Here is a 16910-nt window from a genome sequence, read left to right as displayed (position 1 = left end):
AAAAGAAATACGTGAGATGAAGGTGAAAAAATGGACAAGCAAGAGCTCCGGACAGCTTTAAAGCAGGATCCAGCAATGAGCCAACGTTTATTCAATAGCTCATTCGGTTTACGGATGCAAGCATTGCGGGTATTAACGACCGGTAGAGCTAGCCAGCACGATTATCCGAAAGGCTTAGGCAACCGCACGACGAACCCATATTTGACCAGCGGCTACTCCGATAACACGATGGAATTCAATGGCATCATCGTTAAGGGCGCCAAGTCAGCGGTGCGGCAAATGGCGGTGTTGCAGCAAATCGTTGATAGTCATCTGAGCAGTGAGGAACGGCTCTGGCCACTGTCATTAGCACCGACTGCCGTTTATCTGCACGACTTGGATTTCTTGAAGGACAACTGTACACGGCCAGACTTCAAGGACTTTAGTCACCGACTCACTGCCAAGTATGGCGAGATTCCAGCTCTGATGGCCGGTGTCCACGTTGGCTACAGTGTCGACCACCAACTGATCGAATGGATTTACGACCGCTTTGGCAAGGACGAATACAAGGATGAAGTCAACTTCCGCAACGAATTGTACTTCAAGCTGGGCCAACACTATGTTCTCTGGCAGTGGCTCTTCACCTACCTGTTTGGGGCCAGTCCAGTACCGCCGATGGCTCAGGATGTGCTGGCACCGAAACTGGATCACCAGATTCGCAGCCTGCGCAACAGTTCGTTGGGTTATGGCAACCTGACCAATGAAGAGGTTAACTACGGTTCCTTTGATCAATACGAACAGAGCTTGAATCAATTCCTGCATGATGGCACCTACCAGAACATGCAAGAATTCCAAGGACCGGTTTGCTTGCACAACGAATCCGGCGACCTTCATCAAGGTGGCGCAACCTACCTTTCACTGCGGATGTTTGACCTGGACCCATTTGCAACGACGGGCATGAGTGAAGATACCCTGAACTTTGTTGAACTGGTGATGGTCCACTCGCTGTTGAGTGATTCCAAGACTTACAGCCAGGATGACTTGCAGAAGGCCATTGCCCGGAACCAGGAAGTGGCTATGCAGGATCCGTTGGAACAACCTGAATGGCTCAAGGAAGCAGCCACGAAGCTGACGGATGAACTGGAGAAGTTCTGTGATGAATACGATGCACCACGTCAGTACCGGCTGGCTTTGAAGTTTGTTCAACGGCGGATTGAAGATCCATCTTTGACCATCGCAGGGCAGATGGTAGCCAACACCGAATCCGGTAACTTCATGTCCTTTGGTTTGAAACTGGCCAACGACCGTTTCTCCATCCAGGTTCAGTCCGGACAACCACTGGAAGTTATGGGCAAGGTTTGTTCCAAGTCCATCCAAAATATGATTAAGGCAGCCATCGTTTCTGGTGTTGAAGTGGAATACCAGAATCACCAGGTTTGGTTCAGCTACAAGGATCAGCGAAAGGCCATCGAACCAACGCTGGAGATCGAAATGCCTCATGGACCGCTGGGTGAATTACAGCGGATGTTCCCCCAGTTGGCTCAAGATTAATTGAATTAATTAAAGCGTGACCAACGCCAGTAGGGCATTCAGTCACGCTTTTTGAATACGGTTAAGGAGTTTCATATGCGTGCAATTACAATCATTGGCTTAGGCCAGGTGGGTAGTAACCTGGCAGCACAGTTGTTGGCCAGCGATTCAGTTGACCAGTTGGACCTGCTCGATCAATCTGACGAACGGGCAGTCGGCGTGGCAACGGATCTCGGCGATGCCTATCCGGATGCGGCGATCACAAGTCAGGACTGGTCCAGTGTCAGCAGGGCAGACATCGTGGTGGTCGCCTTAGGAAAGCGGGATCTCATAGCGGCGGATCGCTTTGGTGAACTGGCTTTTAACGCCCAGGCCATCCATGATCTGGGACAGCAGATGGCGGACGCAGACATTCCCGGCGTGGTTCTCAATTTAGCCAACCCGAACGAAGCCAGCACCGCCTTCATTCAACAGGAATGGCGCTTGCAGCCCAAGCAGACAGTTGGTATCGGGACAATTGTCGACACGGCCCGTTTACGGCGGACGATGGCCGATCAACTGGGGCTGTCTTACAATGCGGTGACCGGCTTCGTTGACGGTCAGCACGACGGTAATCTGGTCATGCCGTGGTCCACTTGGCGGGTCAACGGTCAGCTCTTGGACCGGCCCGTAATGGGAAAGACGATTGACCAGCAGCAGGCAGCGATTGAGGCGCGGATGAAGGGCTTCACTGCGATCAAGGGTCTCACCAGTGACTGGACGGCGCTGGTTGCCTGGACGCTAAGAGTAATCAAAAGCATTTTTGCTGATAGCGGCGATACCTATCCGTTAGCCGTCAATCAACCACAGTTTGGCGGCTACATCAGCTTTCCAGTGCAGATCGGCCGCAAAGGTGTTGGCAACTACCTGCTCTTGCCATTAGATGAATTGGAAACGGGACAATTAAAAGTGGCCGCTAACGCGATTGCTCAACAGTTAGCGGCCATGCAGGCAAGTAATTAATTATGATAAACGCGGTGATGAGGAGCGTGATAGCTGTTCATGAACTGCAATAAATCATCGATATTGTCGCTGAAGTGAACGGCGGCCTTGAATTGCTCCTCTAAGAAGCCTTGGTTGTGCATCTCATCGAGCAAGTTGATCAGGGGATCATAAAAGCCTTTGTAGTTGTAAATCACTACTGGTTTCTTGTTGTTGCCCAATGTAATCCAGGAAGCGGCCTCACTGACTTCTTCCAGCGTTCCCAAACCGCCAGGGAAGGCGACAATGCCGTCAGCCAGTTCCATCATCCGGCGCTTGCGCGTATCCATGTCAGGGACGACTTCCAGCCGGTGTAGTGACGTTAAGGTTGCCCCCCGTTCATCAAGCTGGTCGGTAATGACCCCATAGACTTTGCCGCCATTATCGGCCACGGCGTTTGCAACCTCACCCATGAGGCCAAATTGACCGCCTCCATAAACGAGGTCGATACCGCGTTTCACCATATCGGCACCAAATGACTGGGCCATGTTCATGAAATCAGGATCATTGCCGGGCTTGGCACCGCAAAAAACTGCCAGTCGCTTGATCATTTGCTTCATCTCCAAAAAACAATATTGCATCCATTTTAACACAGTGACAGAAAAGAACGACCCGGCGTCTGCTTGCACAAACGCTGGGCCGTTGCTCGTAGTTGTTTATTTAACTGCTTGGATCTTGTATGACCGGTCGTCCGCCTCATCAAACAGGCTGACCGGTTGTTGATCATCGGCTTTGATGGTGATGTGGTAACCGAACTTGTCTAAGTAAACCAGTTCGCCGCTGTTGACCCGTTCAACCGTCGCCGGGATTTCTTGGTGATCAATCTTGAGCTTCAAGTCAGGATCGATGGTCACTGTGTGGGTGCGGCTGCGTTCCTCATCGAAGTACTTCCAGGTACCAGTATAGAACAAGGGGAGGGAAGGACTTTCTTGATGTTTTTGATGCTTACGGGAGTGGCTGAAACCCAGTGAACTTGAAATTCCAGCCAACAGTCCCGCACCAAATAGCAACATTCCTTTTCTCCGCATTTAAATCTCCCCCAATAAGTTAGTAATCTTTTTATCGTTTGATAGTGATATGTTTAAATTAATTATACACAGCTCATCCTCTTATTAAAATTTCATTTCTGTTAAAAAGCTGCAATAATTGGTAAAATAAGACATAAAGCAAAGGAGAGTCAAGCATGCTCAAACTAGGGATTATCGGTAGCCATACGATTACTAAACAAATGTTGGCGGCTGCACATGCCAGTGGTCACTATCGACTGACCAGCGTTTACTCACGGCACATCGAACGGGCAAAAGAATTCGGTCAGCCATATGGGGCCAAGTATTTTTATGATGATCTAGAAACCTTTTTTGACCAGGGCGATTTTGATGTGGTGTACATTGCTTCACCCAACAGCTGTCACTTTGCCCAGGCTAAATTGGCGATTGAACATGATAAACAGGTGATTGTTGAGAAGCCGGCCTTCGTTAATCCCCACCAGTTTGATGCCATTTTGCAACTGTTACAAGCTCACCCACAGGCACACTTGTTTGAAGCGGCGCGCCACATGTACACACCTCTGTACCAACTGGCTAAGCAAAAAGTTCAGTCAATGGGGACCATTCAGGGCGCGACCATCACGGCGATGAAGTATTCATCCCGTTATGACAAGGTTTTGGATGAGTCAGCACCGACCCCCAATATCTTCAACCCAGACTTTGCGGGCGGCGCGCTGATGGACCTCGGTGTGTATGCAGTCTACGTTGCCGTTGATTTGTTTGGCACGCCTCAGCAGGTCCAGTATTTCCCAACAATGACTACTAGTGGGGTTGATGGAAAAGGAGTTGCCATTCTCAGGTACGACGGCTTTACGGTCACGCTGAACGTTGGTAAAACCGCCAATTCCTACCTGCCGACCGAAGTTTACGGGTTAAAGGACGCTGTTGTGTTTGATAACGCCTTTGATACTCGCAAGATCAGTTACTTTGATGCTGAAAAACATGAGCATGAGCTGATTCCTGATCACCTGTATGGCAACGGAATGTTGGATGAAATGCTGAGCTTCGCGGACAGTTTCGAACACCCAACTGATCCGGAACGTCAGCGGCAATATCAAGAGCGTCTGCAGTTGGCCAAAAAAGTCAACACTGTGATGTTTGAGCTTCGGCAGTCGGCTCACTTGCATTTTCCCGCTGACAATTGATAAACAGTCGATAACAAAATAAAGGATGATTAGCTTGATTGAAGCATTTGAAAAACATTTTAAAGAGAAGGGTTATCAGCAACCAACGACGATCCAAACGGCGGTGGCCGAACCATTAGCTGCTGGTAAAACGGTCATGGGCATTGCACCGACCGGATCAGGCAAGACGCTGGCCTTTACCTGGCCGCTTTTACCCCGGCTCACGGCTGGTGCGGGCATTCAAGTATTAGTTTTGGAACCCTCACAAGAACTAGCGCTGCAAACCACGCGGGTCATGCGCGAATGGGCCGGTTTGCTGGGATTAAAGGTCCAGTCCCTAACTGGTGGTGCGAACCTGCGCCGGCAACGCGAGCGCCTGCGGAAGTCCCGTCCCGATGTCGTGGTGGGGACGCCCGGTCGTGTGCTGCACCTGTTAGACAACCGTTACCTCAAACTGAATGATTTGAAGACGCTGGTGATCGACGAAGCGGATGACTTGCTGGCCGATGATACGGAAGCGGTCGTTGAGGACATTGAACGGCAAACGCCACTGGACACACAACTGGCCTTCTTCTCTGCCACAATGTCGTCACAATTGGGCCAGGCCGAAGTGATTTTTGGCCGGGATGTGGTTAAGTGCGACGTTCGTAAGCAGGATCACAGCCGCGGCCCCGTTCAGCACGGCTGCCTTTACGCACGGACGATGGCGCAAAAGGCCCAAGTCTTGGAACAGTTGAGTTACACCAAGAACTTTCGTGCGCTGGTCTTCTTCTCCAGTATTAAAACCCTGCACTACACTGCCAGCCGTCTGCGGCATGACGGGATCAGTGCAGCTTCTCTAGGCGGCCGCCAGCGCCAGGTTGAGCGGGAAAAGGTGATGCGCCAGTTCCGTAAGCACCAGGTTAAGCTGCTCTTGACGACTGACGTGGCGGCTCGAGGGTTAGACATTCCGAAGCTGCCAGCGGTTGTGAACTTTGAGTTGCCAACGTCGGTTAATGAATACATTCACCGGACGGGGCGGACTGGTCGACAAGGTGAACCCGGTGTGGTAATCAACCTGGGTGATGATCATGACTTCCGTGATTTGAAGCATCTTTTGGCTGACACGGAATACAAGCTCGAAACAATGTCGATCCATGCTCACCGGCTGACGAACGGTAAAAGTGGCAAGGATAAGGACGCTGAACCGGTCCGCAATGAGAATAATCGTGAACTGCGAAAGGGGCAGCATCGCCGTGCCGACAGCATTCAGAAGACGGTGCACCGGACGCTGGATCGCTTTAGCAAACCCCACAAGCGGCGCCACAAGAAGCAACGCAAGAACAAGGGGATTCGTCTGCGCCACCGTCGGGAACACGAGAAGCAGCAGTAATTTTGACACGTTTCAGTAAGCATGGGATAATTTTCTTGTGCTGGTTCTATAGTATAACTGGATAGTACGCCCGCCTCCTAAGCGGCTGATCCCGGTTCGAGTCCGGGTAGAACCATATAAATAAGGCCTGGAAGTTCATGCTTGCCAGGCCTTTCTGTTTCTTTTTCAACTGAGTTCACAAAGAAATCAAATACCAGCACTAAAAGTGAGTTACAATAAATTAAGCAAATTTTAAGGTGGTGAGAAAATGGCACAGCTGCGAACGATGATTTTATTTGGTACCCGGGCGGAAGTGATCAAAATGGCGCCGGTGATTCAGTTGATGCAGGCTGATCCGGATAACTTCAAGCCAATCGTCGTCCTAGCTTCCCGACAATACCAGCAGCTGCACCAGGCCATCAGCTACTTCAACATTGCCTCTGACTTTGACTTGAATGTCAGCTCGGCAAGAGAGATTGGATCGATCGAGCACCTGTCTCAGCTGTTGCACAACTTCCAAACGGTGATCAGTGCAGCCCAGCCAGATCTTTTGCTGGTCGTGGGGGACACGATGACCACCTTAGCTGCTAGTTTGTCGGCATTTTACAATCATTTGCCGGTGGCCCACATCGAAGCGGGCTTACGGACCGACAACAAATACCGGCCGTTCCCGGATGAACTGCAGCGGCGGCTCACCGATGAACTGTCCAATATCTACTTTGCCCCGACCAACAGTGCAAGGGACAATCTGTTGAAGGAGAACGTCAAAGCTGATCGCATCTTCGTCACCGGCAACCCGATCGTGGACACGGTTAAGGCAAACTACCGGGCCGATTATCAAAGCGAGCTCTTGTCGTCGATTCCAGCAAATCACCAGTTTATTCTGGCAACGATGGGGCGGGTTGAATACACCGGCCTGCCAATGGAGCGGGTCTTCCGCACGCTGCGTGATGTTATCGAGACCAACCCCGATCTTGAACTCATTTGTCCGGTAGCCACTGATTCGGAGGCCTTTACCATTGCCACCCGGATTTTGGCTAACCGCGACCGGATCCACGTCATGCCATTGATGAATCTGGGCGACTTCTTGAACACGGCGGCCCGCAGTCTGTTTATTCTGACCGACTCGGCCGGGACAGTTGAAGAAGCTACAGTTTTCCACAAACCGGTCCTGCTCTTACGTGACATTACTGAACGGCAAGAAGCGGTCAAAGCCGGGACTGCCAAGGTTGTGGGGACTGATCCTACTAGCATTCAGCAGGCGGTCTTTGAATTGTTGAACGACCACCATCTCTACAAGAAGATGACATCAGCCGGCAACCTGTTTGGTGACGGTCACGCGGCCGAACGGATTGTAAAATTACTAAAAGAACATTACTAAATGAAAAAAGGCCTTGTGACATAATCCCTTTTACATACATCGAAAGTTGACAGGCGGTACAACAATGGCCCCAACGTTCTGGCTAAGCCGAACGTTGGAGCCTATTGTTGCTCGCGGGGGCGTGACTACGAAGCCATTAGTAGCTTCTGTCACGCTCCCATTTGTTTTACTTATCGATTATTTTTTCATTCGTCTTGAAAATCAACCACTTAGAGAAGATGTAGTTGGCGATGATGACCACCACGTTATCCAAAGTCTTGACGATGAATTGCTGCAGTGGCGATCGCAGTCCCAAGATGCTCACGCCGACCCACATGAAAGCCATGTCGATCAGAAGGGTCAAGGCTCGGTAGAAGAAGAACTGACATATCTCAATCACGAAGGCCTTAACCGTTGTGTAGTGGGAGCCAAAGACCCAGACTTTATTGGTGAAGTAAGCAACTAGAACCGCCAAGAACCAGGCAATTACCGTTGATACTTCGTAGTTCCAGTGCCAGACCGGACTCATGATTTGATAGGAAGCGATGTTAACAATGGTTGTTACCACACCCCAGAAGAGGTAGGCGATAATCGACTTGTACTTATTCCAACATTTCCGAATTAACTCTGCCATGATTCACCTATTTTGCCTTTGCCAGTAAATCATTCACGAATTGGTCCAGCTTTTTGACGTCATCTTCATCAGGAGTCAGGTTGATGTGGACGTTTTCGGCACCCTTAGTTGCACCGGTTTGGTCAAAGGCCTTGCCAAACTTGTCAACAGCCATGCAGTAGTATTCAGCATAGTAGGTGTCACCAGAACCAGCGACCCCATAAACTTTACCCTTCAAATTGGTTTCTTTCAGGTCATCGTAGAAGTCTAATCCTTCATCGGGCAGGGCACCTTCATCATAGGTGTAAGGACAGACGATACAGATGTCCGCATTTTCAAAGTCAGCCACGTCGGCAGTGGAGATTTCACTCTCTTCCACTTCCACATTGTGTTCTTCAAGCGCATCGGTAATGATATCGGCAACGTCTTCGTTATTACCGGTAATGGTGGCATATACGACTACTGCTTTCATGGCAATTTCACTCCTCAGTTTTTTAATAGCACTTGACAGTATAGCACAAAAGGGGCTGAGTGCTATACTAGTAGTCGAGACTGAAAAACAAGGAGTAATTAGACATGATTAGTTTAAAGTCGCCACGTGAAATTCGCGCGATGGAAGTGGCTGGTGCTGGTTTGGCCGGCATGCACCTGGGTTTACGTCACATTATCAAGCCAGGTATTTCCAGCTGGAAAATTGAAGAGTTCGCCCGCAAGTATTTCAAGGCGATCCATGCTAAGGCTGAACAGATTGGCTTCGAAGGCTACAAATATGCAACCTGTGTCAGCGTGAACGATGAAATTTGTCACGGCTTCCCACGCAAGAAGCTGATTTTAAAGAACGGCGACCTGGCAAAAGTCGACACTGTCATCTCCATTGACGGTTTCTTCTCCGACTCCTGCTGGTCATACGCAGTTGGTGAGGTTAAGCCTGAAATCAAGAAGCTGATGGATGTTACCCACAAGGCTTTGTACATGGGCATTGACCAATGTGTTCCGGGTAATCGGATTGGTGACATTGGTGCCGTGATCCAGCACTACACTGAAGACGAAAATGGCTACGGTGACGTGCGTGAATTCGTTGGACACGGGATTCAGCCAACGATGCACGAAGACCCAATGGTACCGCACTATGGCGAACATGGTCAGGGATTGCGTTTACGTAACGGAATGACCATCACGGTTGAACCAATGATTAACACCGGCACTTGGGAAGCTGATACTAGCGATCCAAGCGGCTGGCTGGCTAAGACGGCTGATGGTGGCTGGTCATGTCAATATGAACACACCTTGGTCATCACCAACGATGGTCCAAAGATCTTGACTTCACAGGATCCAGAAGCTGATGCCAAGTACATGTACGATGATAATTACGCCAAGGAACTGGCACACTACGGCGAGATCGCTGCTAAAGTGGCTAAGGACTTTGAATAAGGCTCATTAAACTGAATAACAAAGGAGCGTTAAATTATGTAACGCTCCTTTTTTGTCGCTGACGAAGGTCACATGTTAAAATAAGGCCACTAATACTCCGGACGAAATGAACGAGGGACGGCATGGAAGAACCAGATAGTAAAATTAAACAATGTGTGCGTTTGTTCATGCATCACTTTCACATGGCCCAGGTTTCCTCATCGGCGGCAACGTTGGCTTACTACACTTTGTTGTCGATTTTTCCAGGAATCCTGATCGTTGGTAACCTGTTGCCGATGGTGGGCCTGGGTGCGAAGGAAGTGTCCGCATACCTTGAATCGGCCATGCCGGAATCAGTCTTTTCCTTCATTCAACCTATTGTTTATGACTTCCTCCAGCACGGAAGCGGGGGCATGCTGACAACGGGTGCCATTGTGGCATTATGGTCGACCAGCCAAGGAATTGCTGCATTTCAGCGTAGCGTTAACCGGGCCTATGGAGTGGCAGAGAACCAGAACGCGATTATGAACCGGGTCTTATCATTTATATGGATGCTGGTCGTTATCTTGATCCTGTTTGTTTTGGCCATTACATATGGTATTGGTGAAACGATCCTGCAGCACTTGCAACCGATCTTCCATTACAACATGGCTTACGTGAAGACATTTATCCAATTGCGTTGGCCGGTCACTTTCATGGGTCTGTTCATCGCGTTGACGCTGTTGTATTACTTTGTGCCGAATGCCCACGTTCACCTGCGTTTCGTACTGGTGGGTTCATTGGTGGTCACCCTTTGCTGGATGGGCCTGTCGCGGATCTTCTCGCTGTATGCATACCTGATGAATTCGCGAATCACGTCTTATAAGACAATTGGTGCCTTCATGGCAATGATGATTTGGCTGGACTTTTCCGGAATGCTGGTCATGGTGGGTGCGACGATCAATGCCACCTTGCAGGAGATGCACGAAGGTGAGATTGCCGAACGCCGGCAGTTACGCCAATGGCTGGATGGCTTTCCACGGCGGCACAAAGCAGACAATCATGATCAATTTTGATTTTCATTGACAAAAAAGAGGTCTCTAGTGCTGCTGTGCACCGAGACCTCTTAGTGTAGTTAGCGACCAATCAACATGACCACTAACAATTTACATGACTAATTACTTCTGCAGGGGTTTAATTACTTGGCTTCTGATTTGCCTTTCCGATCATCGAAAATGGTCTTTTCGGTGGTCGTAATGTACTTAGCACAAACCGGGACAACGAACAAGTCCTCGTTATCCTTCTTAAAAACGTTGGCCGTCGCTAAGTCGGTCATTGCTTGGCGGACTTCCTTAGCATCCAAGCCATCCTTGGCGTACTTTAAACGCAGCGTGTGTGTTTTGCCCAGAGAACCCTTATAAATTAAGCTTAAAGTCTTCATATTCAATTACCTCCTGATTACTTGAGCGTGATTTGTTGAGACGTTGCTAGACTAATGTTTTGCACATGATCAGCGGTTAAGACTTGTAGCATATCAACGACGGCCGTTACCTGACCAGATGTTGGTGCTTGGCACACGTTGTTGAACAAACGATGGAAAGCACGCGGGGCAGCAGGGTTGGTAACCTTCAGTTGTAACTTGTTTGACTTAAATTCTGTATCCATAATAATTTACTCCAATCATTTTTTATTTTGGTAAGTGGTGATCACTGCTTACACCTTTAATAACGTTTCAGCTCTTGATATGTAAACGGGGAATTTATTAAATGACTAAAAAGATTAGTAAAATTGAAGCTCAGAAGCGGAAGGGACGCTATAATGTCTACCTAGACGGGAAGTATGCCTTTCCGGTAGCGGAGAGCGTCCTCATTAAGTACCGTCTGATGCGCGGCATGGAAATTGATGATCAATTAGCTGCCAAAATCAGCGACGATGATCAGATCGCACAGGCTTATTCCAAAATGCTGGATTTCTTAGCCCACCAATTGCGGACGGAAAAGGAAGTTCGGCAAAAAATGGTGGTGGCCAACGTCCCACCGGAATTTGTGGAACCGGTCATGCGCAAGCTGCGAGCACAAGGCTATCTTGATGATCTGAATTATGCACAAAGCTATGTGCGGACAATCATGAATACGGAACTCAAGGGGCCCCGCGTGATCCGGCAGAAGTTGCGGCAAAAAGGTGTTGGTGAAATCGACATCGACCATGCTCTTGAACAATTTGATCATGGCAGCCAAGTTGAACGGGCAGCTGAATTAGCTAAGAAACTCTATCGGCGTTATCAAAAACAACCGTTGCGGCGTCAAACCGAAAAAGTGCGACAAGGATTGATGACCCACGGCTTTGATGGTAACTTGTTTGACGAGATTAAAGACAGAGTTAGTCCGTCACAGGACGAGGAACAACAAGAAGCAATTCTTGATCAGGCGGCCAGCAAGGCTTGGTACCATTACCGTAATCAAGAAGGCTATGCGCGCAAAATGAAGGTTAAAGCAGCCTTGTTCCGCAAAGGATTTGATCTAGATGATGTGGAACGGTGGCTGGAAATGCATGTGGAAGACGATTAGGGCTTTCCACAGTACTCAGATACTGGTATCATTAGGAAGATACAGTCAATGATGACTGCGATTGATAGAATAAGAAATAAGGTTGAATTATGACGAATCGTCAAATCAAAAAACAATCTTTGTGGTACCTTTTTTGGAAACGATTGACAGATATTGTGTTGTCAATCCTGGCATTGATTGTCTTTAGTCCAATCTTTTTGTTTGTCCGGATTGCTGACTATATGGGTGACAATAAAGGACCACTTTTTTATAAACAAACGCGGATTGGCAAGAATGGCCGGCCGTTTAAAATGTATAAATTCCGTTCGATGGTTGAAAATGCGGATGAAATTCTGCATGCCGATAAGAAGTTGTATCAAGAATACGTCGAGAACAATTACAAACTGGAACCGGAAGACGATCCTCGGATCACCAAGTTAGGTCATTGGCTGCGTAAGACTTCAATTGATGAAATTCCACAATTTATCAACATCGTAAAGGGTGAAATGAGTATTGTGGGTCCACGCCCAATTGTCAAAGAAGAACTGGCCGAATATGGCGATCGTGTCGATAAGTTCTTGTCAGTAAAGCCTGGTGCCATGGGGCTCTGGCAGGCTACCGGCCGCAGTAATATTCCTTATCCTGACCGGTGTGATGTGGAATTATCATATGTTGATAATGCATCATACTGGTATGACGTAAGAATTATGTTTAAAAACGTGATCAGTATCTTCAAGAGTACTGGTGCTTATTGAGGTGAACAACGATGAATATCAAAGTTTTAGTTGCAACCCATAAGAATTACAAAATGCCGACAGATCCGATGTATCTGCCGGTTTTTGTTGGTAAAGATCTGCATCCAGATGTGAACCATACTTTTCAAGGCGACAACATTGGCGACAATATTTCGAAAAAGAATGCCCACTACAATGAACTGACTGCTCTGTATTGGGGATGGAAAAATCTCGATTATGATGCCTTAGGGCTGGTTCATTATCGGCGTTACCTGAGTTTGAACCATGAAAAGGATTTGTCGGCCATCCTCTCAACGGATCAAACGGAAGAAATACTGAAGATTGCCGACATCATTTTGCCGCAAAAGCGTCGTTACTATATCGAAACGAACGAATCACATTACCTGCATTCACACGAACACGCCCCATTTGAAACGCTTCGGCAAATTATCAATGACGAATACCCTGAATATTCCGCGTCCTTTGAACGGGTGATGAAGCGGACTTGGGCGCACATGTTCAACATGTTCATTATGAAGAAACAACCACTGAATGAATATGTGTCATGGCTCTTTGAAGTTTTGGGCAAGGTGGAAGCTAAGACCGATGTTTCCAGCTACACACCTTATGAACAACGGGTGTACGGCTTCTTGAGCGAAGTACTATTAGACGTTTGGCTCGACAAGCATCAAGAGTACAAGACTCAAGAAGTGGATTACGTGTTCATGGAACATACCAACTGGTTGGTAAAAGGTGGCAACTTCCTCAAACGTAAGATCATTGGTCACCCTTAATGCTTCGTCAGCATGTGAATATGGTAAAATATCAATTGTGTTTAATTAGTTTGAAATGATCGAGGAGGTCATTATGAAGGGTATTATCTTAGCAGGTGGTTCTGGCACACGTCTGTACCCAATCACCCGTAGCATCTCAAAACAGTTGATTCCGGTTTATGACAAGCCAATGGTTTACTACCCATTATCAACGTTGATGTTGGCAGGTATTCGGGACGTATTGATTATTGCCACTCCAGAATACATGCCTTTGTTCCAGGATCTGTTAGGTGATGGTTCTAATATCGGTATGAACTTCTCCTACAAGGTCCAAGAAAAGCCAAATGGACTGGCCGAAGCCTTTATTCTGGGTGAAGAATTTATCGGAAACGACAGTGTCTGCCTGATCTTAGGCGATAATATCTACTATGGTTCTGGCTTATCCAAGCTGTTGCAGTCTGCTGCTAAGAAGACAGAAGGAGCTACGGTCTTTGGTTACCATGTCAACGACCCTGAACGTTTTGGTGTGGTTGAATTTGATGACCAGATGCACGCTCTGTCAATTGAAGAAAAGCCAAAGCATCCGAAGAGTAATTACGCAATCACCGGTTTGTACTTCTATGACAATAATGTTGTGGATATTGCTAAGGGCATTAAGCCTTCAGCACGTGGTGAACTGGAAATCACGGATGTTAACAGTGAATACCTGCGTGAAGGCAAGCTCGATGTTAAGCTGATGGGTCGTGGCTACGCATGGCTGGACACTGGGACGCACGACTCCATGCTGGAAGCATCTAACTTCATTGCAACCATCGAACGGCGGCAAAACCTTAAAGTGGCTTGCTTAGAGGAAATTGCCTACAGGATGGGTTACATCAGTGCCGATAAGCTGGTGGAATTAGCACAGCCACTGAAGAAGAATGACTATGGTCAATACATGTTGCGCTTAGCAAAGCAAGGAAAATAAAGGAGAACGTCAGAATGTCATTAAAGGTTATTGATACAAAATTACCAGGTGCCAAGATTGTGGAAACCGATGTCTTTGGTGATCACCGTGGTTTCTTCACTGAAACTTACACCAAGAACAAGTTTGAAAAAGCCGGCATCAATGTTGAATTTACTCAGGATAACCAATCATTATCCGTTGAACCAGGTGTTCTGCGGGGAATGCACTACCAATTAGCTCCATACTCACAGACTAAGTTGCTGCGGGCTGTTACCGGTGCAATTTACGATGTCATTGTGGACATTCGTAAGGGTTCACCTGCATTTGGCAAGTGGCAAGGCTTTATCTTAAGCGAATGGAACCACCGTCAACTGTTGGTACCAAAGGGTTTTGCTCATGGCTTTGTAACGTTGACACCAAACGTTAATGTTGCTTACAAGGTTGATGGCTACTACGCTCCAGAAGCTGATCGGGGTATTGCTTATGATGACCCTGACTTGGCAATTGACTGGCCAATGCCAACTGACCACTTGATCTTATCCGAAAAAGATCAGCATCACCCATCATTCAAGGATGCTGAAATGAACTTTACTTGGGAGGAAAAGTAGAATGAACATTTTAGTAACTGGTGGTGCCGGTTTTATCGGCAGTAACTTTATTCACTATATGTTAAAGGCTCATCCAGATGACAATCTGGTAAACCTGGACTTGCTTACCTATGCTGGTAACATCCACAACTTGGATGACATCAAGGACAATCCTCACTACCACTTTGTGAAGGGCAATATTGTGAACCGTGAACTGGTTACCCACTTGGTTCACGAGTTTAACATTGACCACATTGTTAACTTTGCGGCCGAATCTCACGTTGACCGGTCAATTTTACATCCTGAAATTTTTATCGAAACCAACGTGCAGGGGACTTTGGCATTGCTGGACGTTGCTAAGCGTGAAGGCGTGGAAAAGTTCTTGCAAGTATCAACCGATGAAGTTTACGGTACTTTGGGCAAGGATGGTTTCTTCAAGGAAACGACTCCAATTGCACCAAACTCACCGTATTCAGCATCTAAGGCCAGTGCTGACTTGGTCGTACGTGCTTACCACAACACTTACGGGATGAACGTTAACATTACCCGTTGTTCTAATAATTACGGTCCTTACCAATTCCCAGAAAAGCTGATTCCTTTGATGGTTTCCAACGCCATGGAAGGTAAGAAGCTGCCAATTTATGGTGACGGTAAGAACATCCGTGATTGGCTCTATGTTACTGATCACTGCCGGGCAATTGACCTGGTTATGCGGAAGGGTAAGTCTGGTAAAGTTTACAACATCGGTGGCCACAACGAACGTAACAACAACGAAATTGTGCAGTTGATTGTTAAGCACTTAGGCGCCTCAGAAGACTTGATTGAACACGTTAAAGACCGTCTGGGTCATGATAAGCGTTACGGTATCGACCCAACCAAGATCGAGACTGAATTAGGTTGGAAGCCAGAATACACTTTTGATACCGGAATCATCAAGACGATTGATTGGTACACTAGTCATGAAGATTGGTGGCGTCCATTGAAGGCTAAAGCCAAGTTGAAGTAAAGAATTAAGGGGAGGGAGATTCACTCCCTCTTTTTTTGGAGGTTTAATAATGGCTGATTATTTAATTACTGGTGCTAACGGCCAATTAGGTACTGAACTGCGCAAACTCTTGGATAGTAAGGGTATTTCTTACACTGCCCATGATGCCGATACGATGGACATCACGGATGCTGATAAGACGATGAGTGTCATTAAGGCTGAACAGCCCAAGGTTATCTTTCATTGTGCGGCTTTCACTGCCGTCGATGCGGCTGAAGACAAAAAGAAGGATTTGAATTGGCACGTTAATGTTGATGGTACCCAAAATGTGGCTAACGCTGCGAAGGCAGTGGGTGCAACGATGGTTTATATCAGTACTGACTACATTTTCGATGGGACTAACCAAGGAGAATATGTAGAAGATGATGAAGCAAACCCGAAGAATGAATATGGTCGGGCTAAATTTGCCGGTGAACAAGCAGTGCGTAACACCTTAAATGACTACTACATTGTTCGGACTTCATGGGTCTTTGGTAAATATGGTCATAACTTTGTCTACACCATGTTGCGTCTGGCAGAAAGTCATGATAAATTAACGGTTGTGAATGATCAGGTAGGGCGGCCAACCTGGACTAATACGTTGGCTAACTTCATGCTGTACCTGATTCAAAATCAATGTGAATTTGGCACCTATCAGTTATCCAATGAAGATAGCTGTTCCTGGTACGAATTTGCAAAAGTAATTTTGAAGGATAAGTCAGTTGACGTAGAGCCCGTTACTTCAGAACAGTATCCGCAAAAGGCTTACCGTCCGCGTCACTCAATCATGAGTCTCAAGAAGGCGGAAGCAACTGGTTTTACTATTCCAACCTGGGAAGAAGCACTGGCAAAATTCCTGGATGAAATTGACTGATATTAAGTGAGGAA

General features: G+C 47.4%; 20 protein-coding genes and 1 tRNA gene. 15 read left to right on the top strand and 6 right to left on the bottom strand.

Annotated features, from left to right (window positions below; all coding sequences use genetic code 11):
- Positions 1-30 precede the first annotated feature (30 nt).
- Both IV45_RS05220 and IV45_RS05215 read left to right on the top strand, forming a co-directional pair.
- Positions 31-1530, top strand: coding sequence for a glutamate--cysteine ligase (locus tag IV45_RS05220; RefSeq protein ID WP_083487271.1), 1500 nt, complete (start codon positions 31-33; stop codon positions 1528-1530).
- A gap of 75 nt (positions 1531-1605) precedes the next feature.
- Positions 1606-2511 (top strand): lactate/malate family dehydrogenase, encoded by a 906-nt coding sequence (locus IV45_RS05215; RefSeq protein WP_057741329.1) that lies wholly within the window; start codon positions 1606-1608, stop codon positions 2509-2511.
- On the opposite strand, the gene IV45_RS05210 is transcribed toward IV45_RS05215, so the two are convergent.
- Positions 2508-3080 (bottom strand): LOG family protein, encoded by a 573-nt coding sequence (locus IV45_RS05210; protein ID WP_057741328.1) that lies wholly within the window; start codon positions 3078-3080, stop codon positions 2508-2510. The genes IV45_RS05215 and IV45_RS05210 overlap by 4 nt on opposite strands.
- Before the next feature lie 105 nt (positions 3081-3185).
- Positions 3186-3557, bottom strand: a complete 372-nt coding sequence (locus IV45_RS05205) for a DUF4828 domain-containing protein (RefSeq protein WP_057741326.1) — start codon at positions 3555-3557, stop codon at positions 3186-3188.
- A 155-nt stretch (positions 3558-3712) separates the two neighbouring features.
- Here IV45_RS05205 and IV45_RS05200 point away from each other — a divergent pair, with 155 nt between their 5' ends.
- The 4 genes from IV45_RS05200 to wecB all read left to right on the top strand — a co-directional run bounded on the left by IV45_RS05200 (position 3713) and on the right by wecB (position 7431).
- Positions 3713-4720 (top strand): Gfo/Idh/MocA family protein, encoded by a 1008-nt coding sequence (locus tag IV45_RS05200; RefSeq protein WP_057741324.1) that lies wholly within the window; start codon positions 3713-3715, stop codon positions 4718-4720.
- A 34-nt stretch (positions 4721-4754) separates the two neighbouring features.
- Positions 4755-6071 (top strand): DEAD/DEAH box helicase, encoded by a 1317-nt coding sequence (locus IV45_RS05195; protein WP_057741323.1) that lies wholly within the window; start codon positions 4755-4757, stop codon positions 6069-6071.
- Between the two features lie 42 nt (positions 6072-6113).
- Positions 6114-6186, top strand: a tRNA-Arg gene (locus tag IV45_RS05190).
- Positions 6187-6318: 132 nt separating this feature from the next.
- On the top strand, positions 6319-7431 hold the full coding sequence (gene wecB, locus IV45_RS05185) for a non-hydrolyzing UDP-N-acetylglucosamine 2-epimerase (RefSeq protein ID WP_057741321.1): 1113 nt from the start codon (positions 6319-6321) through the stop codon (positions 7429-7431).
- A 166-nt stretch (positions 7432-7597) separates the two neighbouring features.
- Here wecB and IV45_RS05180 read toward each other — a convergent pair whose 3' ends face one another.
- On the bottom strand, positions 7598-8044 hold the full coding sequence (locus IV45_RS05180; RefSeq protein ID WP_057741320.1) for a GtrA family protein: 447 nt from the start codon (positions 8042-8044) through the stop codon (positions 7598-7600).
- A 7-nt stretch (positions 8045-8051) separates the two neighbouring features.
- Positions 8052-8495, bottom strand: a complete 444-nt coding sequence (locus IV45_RS05175) for a flavodoxin (protein WP_057741319.1) — start codon at positions 8493-8495, stop codon at positions 8052-8054.
- A 104-nt stretch (positions 8496-8599) separates the two neighbouring features.
- Here IV45_RS05175 and map point away from each other — a divergent pair, with 104 nt between their 5' ends.
- Positions 8600-9454, top strand: coding sequence for a type I methionyl aminopeptidase (gene map, locus IV45_RS05170; RefSeq protein WP_057741317.1), 855 nt, complete (start codon positions 8600-8602; stop codon positions 9452-9454).
- Positions 9455-9576: 122 nt separating this feature from the next.
- Positions 9577-10488, top strand: coding sequence for a YihY/virulence factor BrkB family protein (locus IV45_RS05165; RefSeq protein ID WP_057741316.1), 912 nt, complete (start codon positions 9577-9579; stop codon positions 10486-10488).
- Positions 10489-10610: 122 nt separating this feature from the next.
- On the opposite strand, the gene IV45_RS05160 is transcribed toward IV45_RS05165, so the two are convergent.
- A complete protein-coding gene (locus IV45_RS05160; protein ID WP_057741314.1) occupies positions 10611-10853 on the bottom strand; it encodes a DUF2922 domain-containing protein in 243 nt (80 codons plus the stop codon).
- A gap of 17 nt (positions 10854-10870) precedes the next feature.
- A complete protein-coding gene (locus IV45_RS05155) occupies positions 10871-11077 on the bottom strand; it encodes a hypothetical protein (RefSeq protein ID WP_057741312.1) in 207 nt (68 codons plus the stop codon).
- Between the two features lie 101 nt (positions 11078-11178).
- On the opposite strand from IV45_RS05155, the gene recX reads away from it, so the two are divergent.
- The 7 genes from recX (at position 11179) to rfbD (ending at position 16896) form a co-directional block, all read left to right on the top strand.
- Positions 11179-11979 carry a recombination regulator RecX gene (gene recX / locus IV45_RS05150; RefSeq protein ID WP_057741311.1) on the top strand — a complete coding sequence of 267 codons (801 nt, stop codon included), beginning with the start codon at positions 11179-11181 and terminating at the stop codon, positions 11977-11979.
- 89 nt (positions 11980-12068) lie between these two features.
- On the top strand, positions 12069-12713 hold the full coding sequence (locus IV45_RS05145; protein ID WP_057741309.1) for a sugar transferase: 645 nt from the start codon (positions 12069-12071) through the stop codon (positions 12711-12713).
- Positions 12714-12724: 11 nt separating this feature from the next.
- Positions 12725-13486: a DUF4422 domain-containing protein gene (locus IV45_RS05140; protein WP_057741308.1), complete on the top strand. Its 762-nt coding sequence runs from the start codon at positions 12725-12727 to the stop codon at positions 13484-13486.
- A 73-nt stretch (positions 13487-13559) separates the two neighbouring features.
- On the top strand, positions 13560-14432 hold the full coding sequence (rfbA, locus tag IV45_RS05135; protein WP_057741306.1) for a glucose-1-phosphate thymidylyltransferase RfbA: 873 nt from the start codon (positions 13560-13562) through the stop codon (positions 14430-14432).
- A 14-nt stretch (positions 14433-14446) separates the two neighbouring features.
- Complete coding sequence (rfbC, locus tag IV45_RS05130; protein ID WP_057741305.1) at positions 14447-15019, top strand: dTDP-4-dehydrorhamnose 3,5-epimerase; 573 nt, start codon at positions 14447-14449, stop codon at positions 15017-15019.
- Position 15020: 1 nt separating this feature from the next.
- A complete protein-coding gene (rfbB, locus tag IV45_RS05125) occupies positions 15021-16004 on the top strand; it encodes a dTDP-glucose 4,6-dehydratase (RefSeq protein WP_057741303.1) in 984 nt (327 codons plus the stop codon).
- Between the two features lie 49 nt (positions 16005-16053).
- A complete protein-coding gene (rfbD, locus tag IV45_RS05120) occupies positions 16054-16896 on the top strand; it encodes a dTDP-4-dehydrorhamnose reductase (RefSeq protein WP_057741301.1) in 843 nt (280 codons plus the stop codon).
- Positions 16897-16910 lie beyond the last annotated feature (14 nt).

The sequence above is a fragment of the Limosilactobacillus secaliphilus genome (assembly GCF_001437055.1).
GTDB lineage: Bacteria > Bacillota > Bacilli > Lactobacillales > Lactobacillaceae > Limosilactobacillus > Limosilactobacillus secaliphilus.
The sequence above is the reverse complement of the archived record's forward strand: the minus strand, read 5'-3'. Positions and strand labels throughout refer to the sequence as shown.

Excerpts from the sequence above, each read along its gene's own strand:
- IV45_RS05220 (WP_083487271.1), top strand. The coding sequence starts at position 31 with ATGGACAAGCAAGAGCTCCGGACAGCTTTAAAGCAGGATCCAGCAATG.
- IV45_RS05215 (WP_057741329.1), top strand. The coding sequence starts at position 1,606 with ATGCGTGCAATTACAATCATTGGCTTAGGCCAGGTGGGTAGTAACCTG.
- IV45_RS05210 (WP_057741328.1), bottom strand. The coding sequence starts at position 3,080 with ATGATCAAGCGACTGGCAGTTTTTTGCGGTGCCAAGCCCGGCAATGAT.
- IV45_RS05205 (WP_057741326.1), bottom strand. The coding sequence starts at position 3,557 with ATGCGGAGAAAAGGAATGTTGCTATTTGGTGCGGGACTGTTGGCTGGA.
- IV45_RS05200 (WP_057741324.1), top strand. The coding sequence starts at position 3,713 with ATGCTCAAACTAGGGATTATCGGTAGCCATACGATTACTAAACAAATG.
- wecB (WP_057741321.1), top strand. The coding sequence starts at position 6,319 with ATGGCACAGCTGCGAACGATGATTTTATTTGGTACCCGGGCGGAAGTG.
- IV45_RS05180 (WP_057741320.1), bottom strand. The coding sequence starts at position 8,044 with ATGGCAGAGTTAATTCGGAAATGTTGGAATAAGTACAAGTCGATTATC.
- IV45_RS05175 (WP_057741319.1), bottom strand. The coding sequence starts at position 8,495 with ATGAAAGCAGTAGTCGTATATGCCACCATTACCGGTAATAACGAAGAC.
- map (WP_057741317.1), top strand. The coding sequence starts at position 8,600 with ATGATTAGTTTAAAGTCGCCACGTGAAATTCGCGCGATGGAAGTGGCT.
- IV45_RS05165 (WP_057741316.1), top strand. The coding sequence starts at position 9,577 with ATGGAAGAACCAGATAGTAAAATTAAACAATGTGTGCGTTTGTTCATG.
- IV45_RS05160 (WP_057741314.1), bottom strand. The coding sequence starts at position 10,853 with ATGAAGACTTTAAGCTTAATTTATAAGGGTTCTCTGGGCAAAACACAC.
- IV45_RS05155 (WP_057741312.1), bottom strand. The coding sequence starts at position 11,077 with ATGGATACAGAATTTAAGTCAAACAAGTTACAACTGAAGGTTACCAAC.
- recX (WP_057741311.1), top strand. The coding sequence starts at position 11,179 with ATGACTAAAAAGATTAGTAAAATTGAAGCTCAGAAGCGGAAGGGACGC.
- IV45_RS05145 (WP_057741309.1), top strand. The coding sequence starts at position 12,069 with ATGACGAATCGTCAAATCAAAAAACAATCTTTGTGGTACCTTTTTTGG.
- IV45_RS05140 (WP_057741308.1), top strand. The coding sequence starts at position 12,725 with ATGAATATCAAAGTTTTAGTTGCAACCCATAAGAATTACAAAATGCCG.
- rfbA (WP_057741306.1), top strand. The coding sequence starts at position 13,560 with ATGAAGGGTATTATCTTAGCAGGTGGTTCTGGCACACGTCTGTACCCA.
- rfbC (WP_057741305.1), top strand. The coding sequence starts at position 14,447 with ATGTCATTAAAGGTTATTGATACAAAATTACCAGGTGCCAAGATTGTG.
- rfbB (WP_057741303.1), top strand. The coding sequence starts at position 15,021 with ATGAACATTTTAGTAACTGGTGGTGCCGGTTTTATCGGCAGTAACTTT.
- rfbD (WP_057741301.1), top strand. The coding sequence starts at position 16,054 with ATGGCTGATTATTTAATTACTGGTGCTAACGGCCAATTAGGTACTGAA.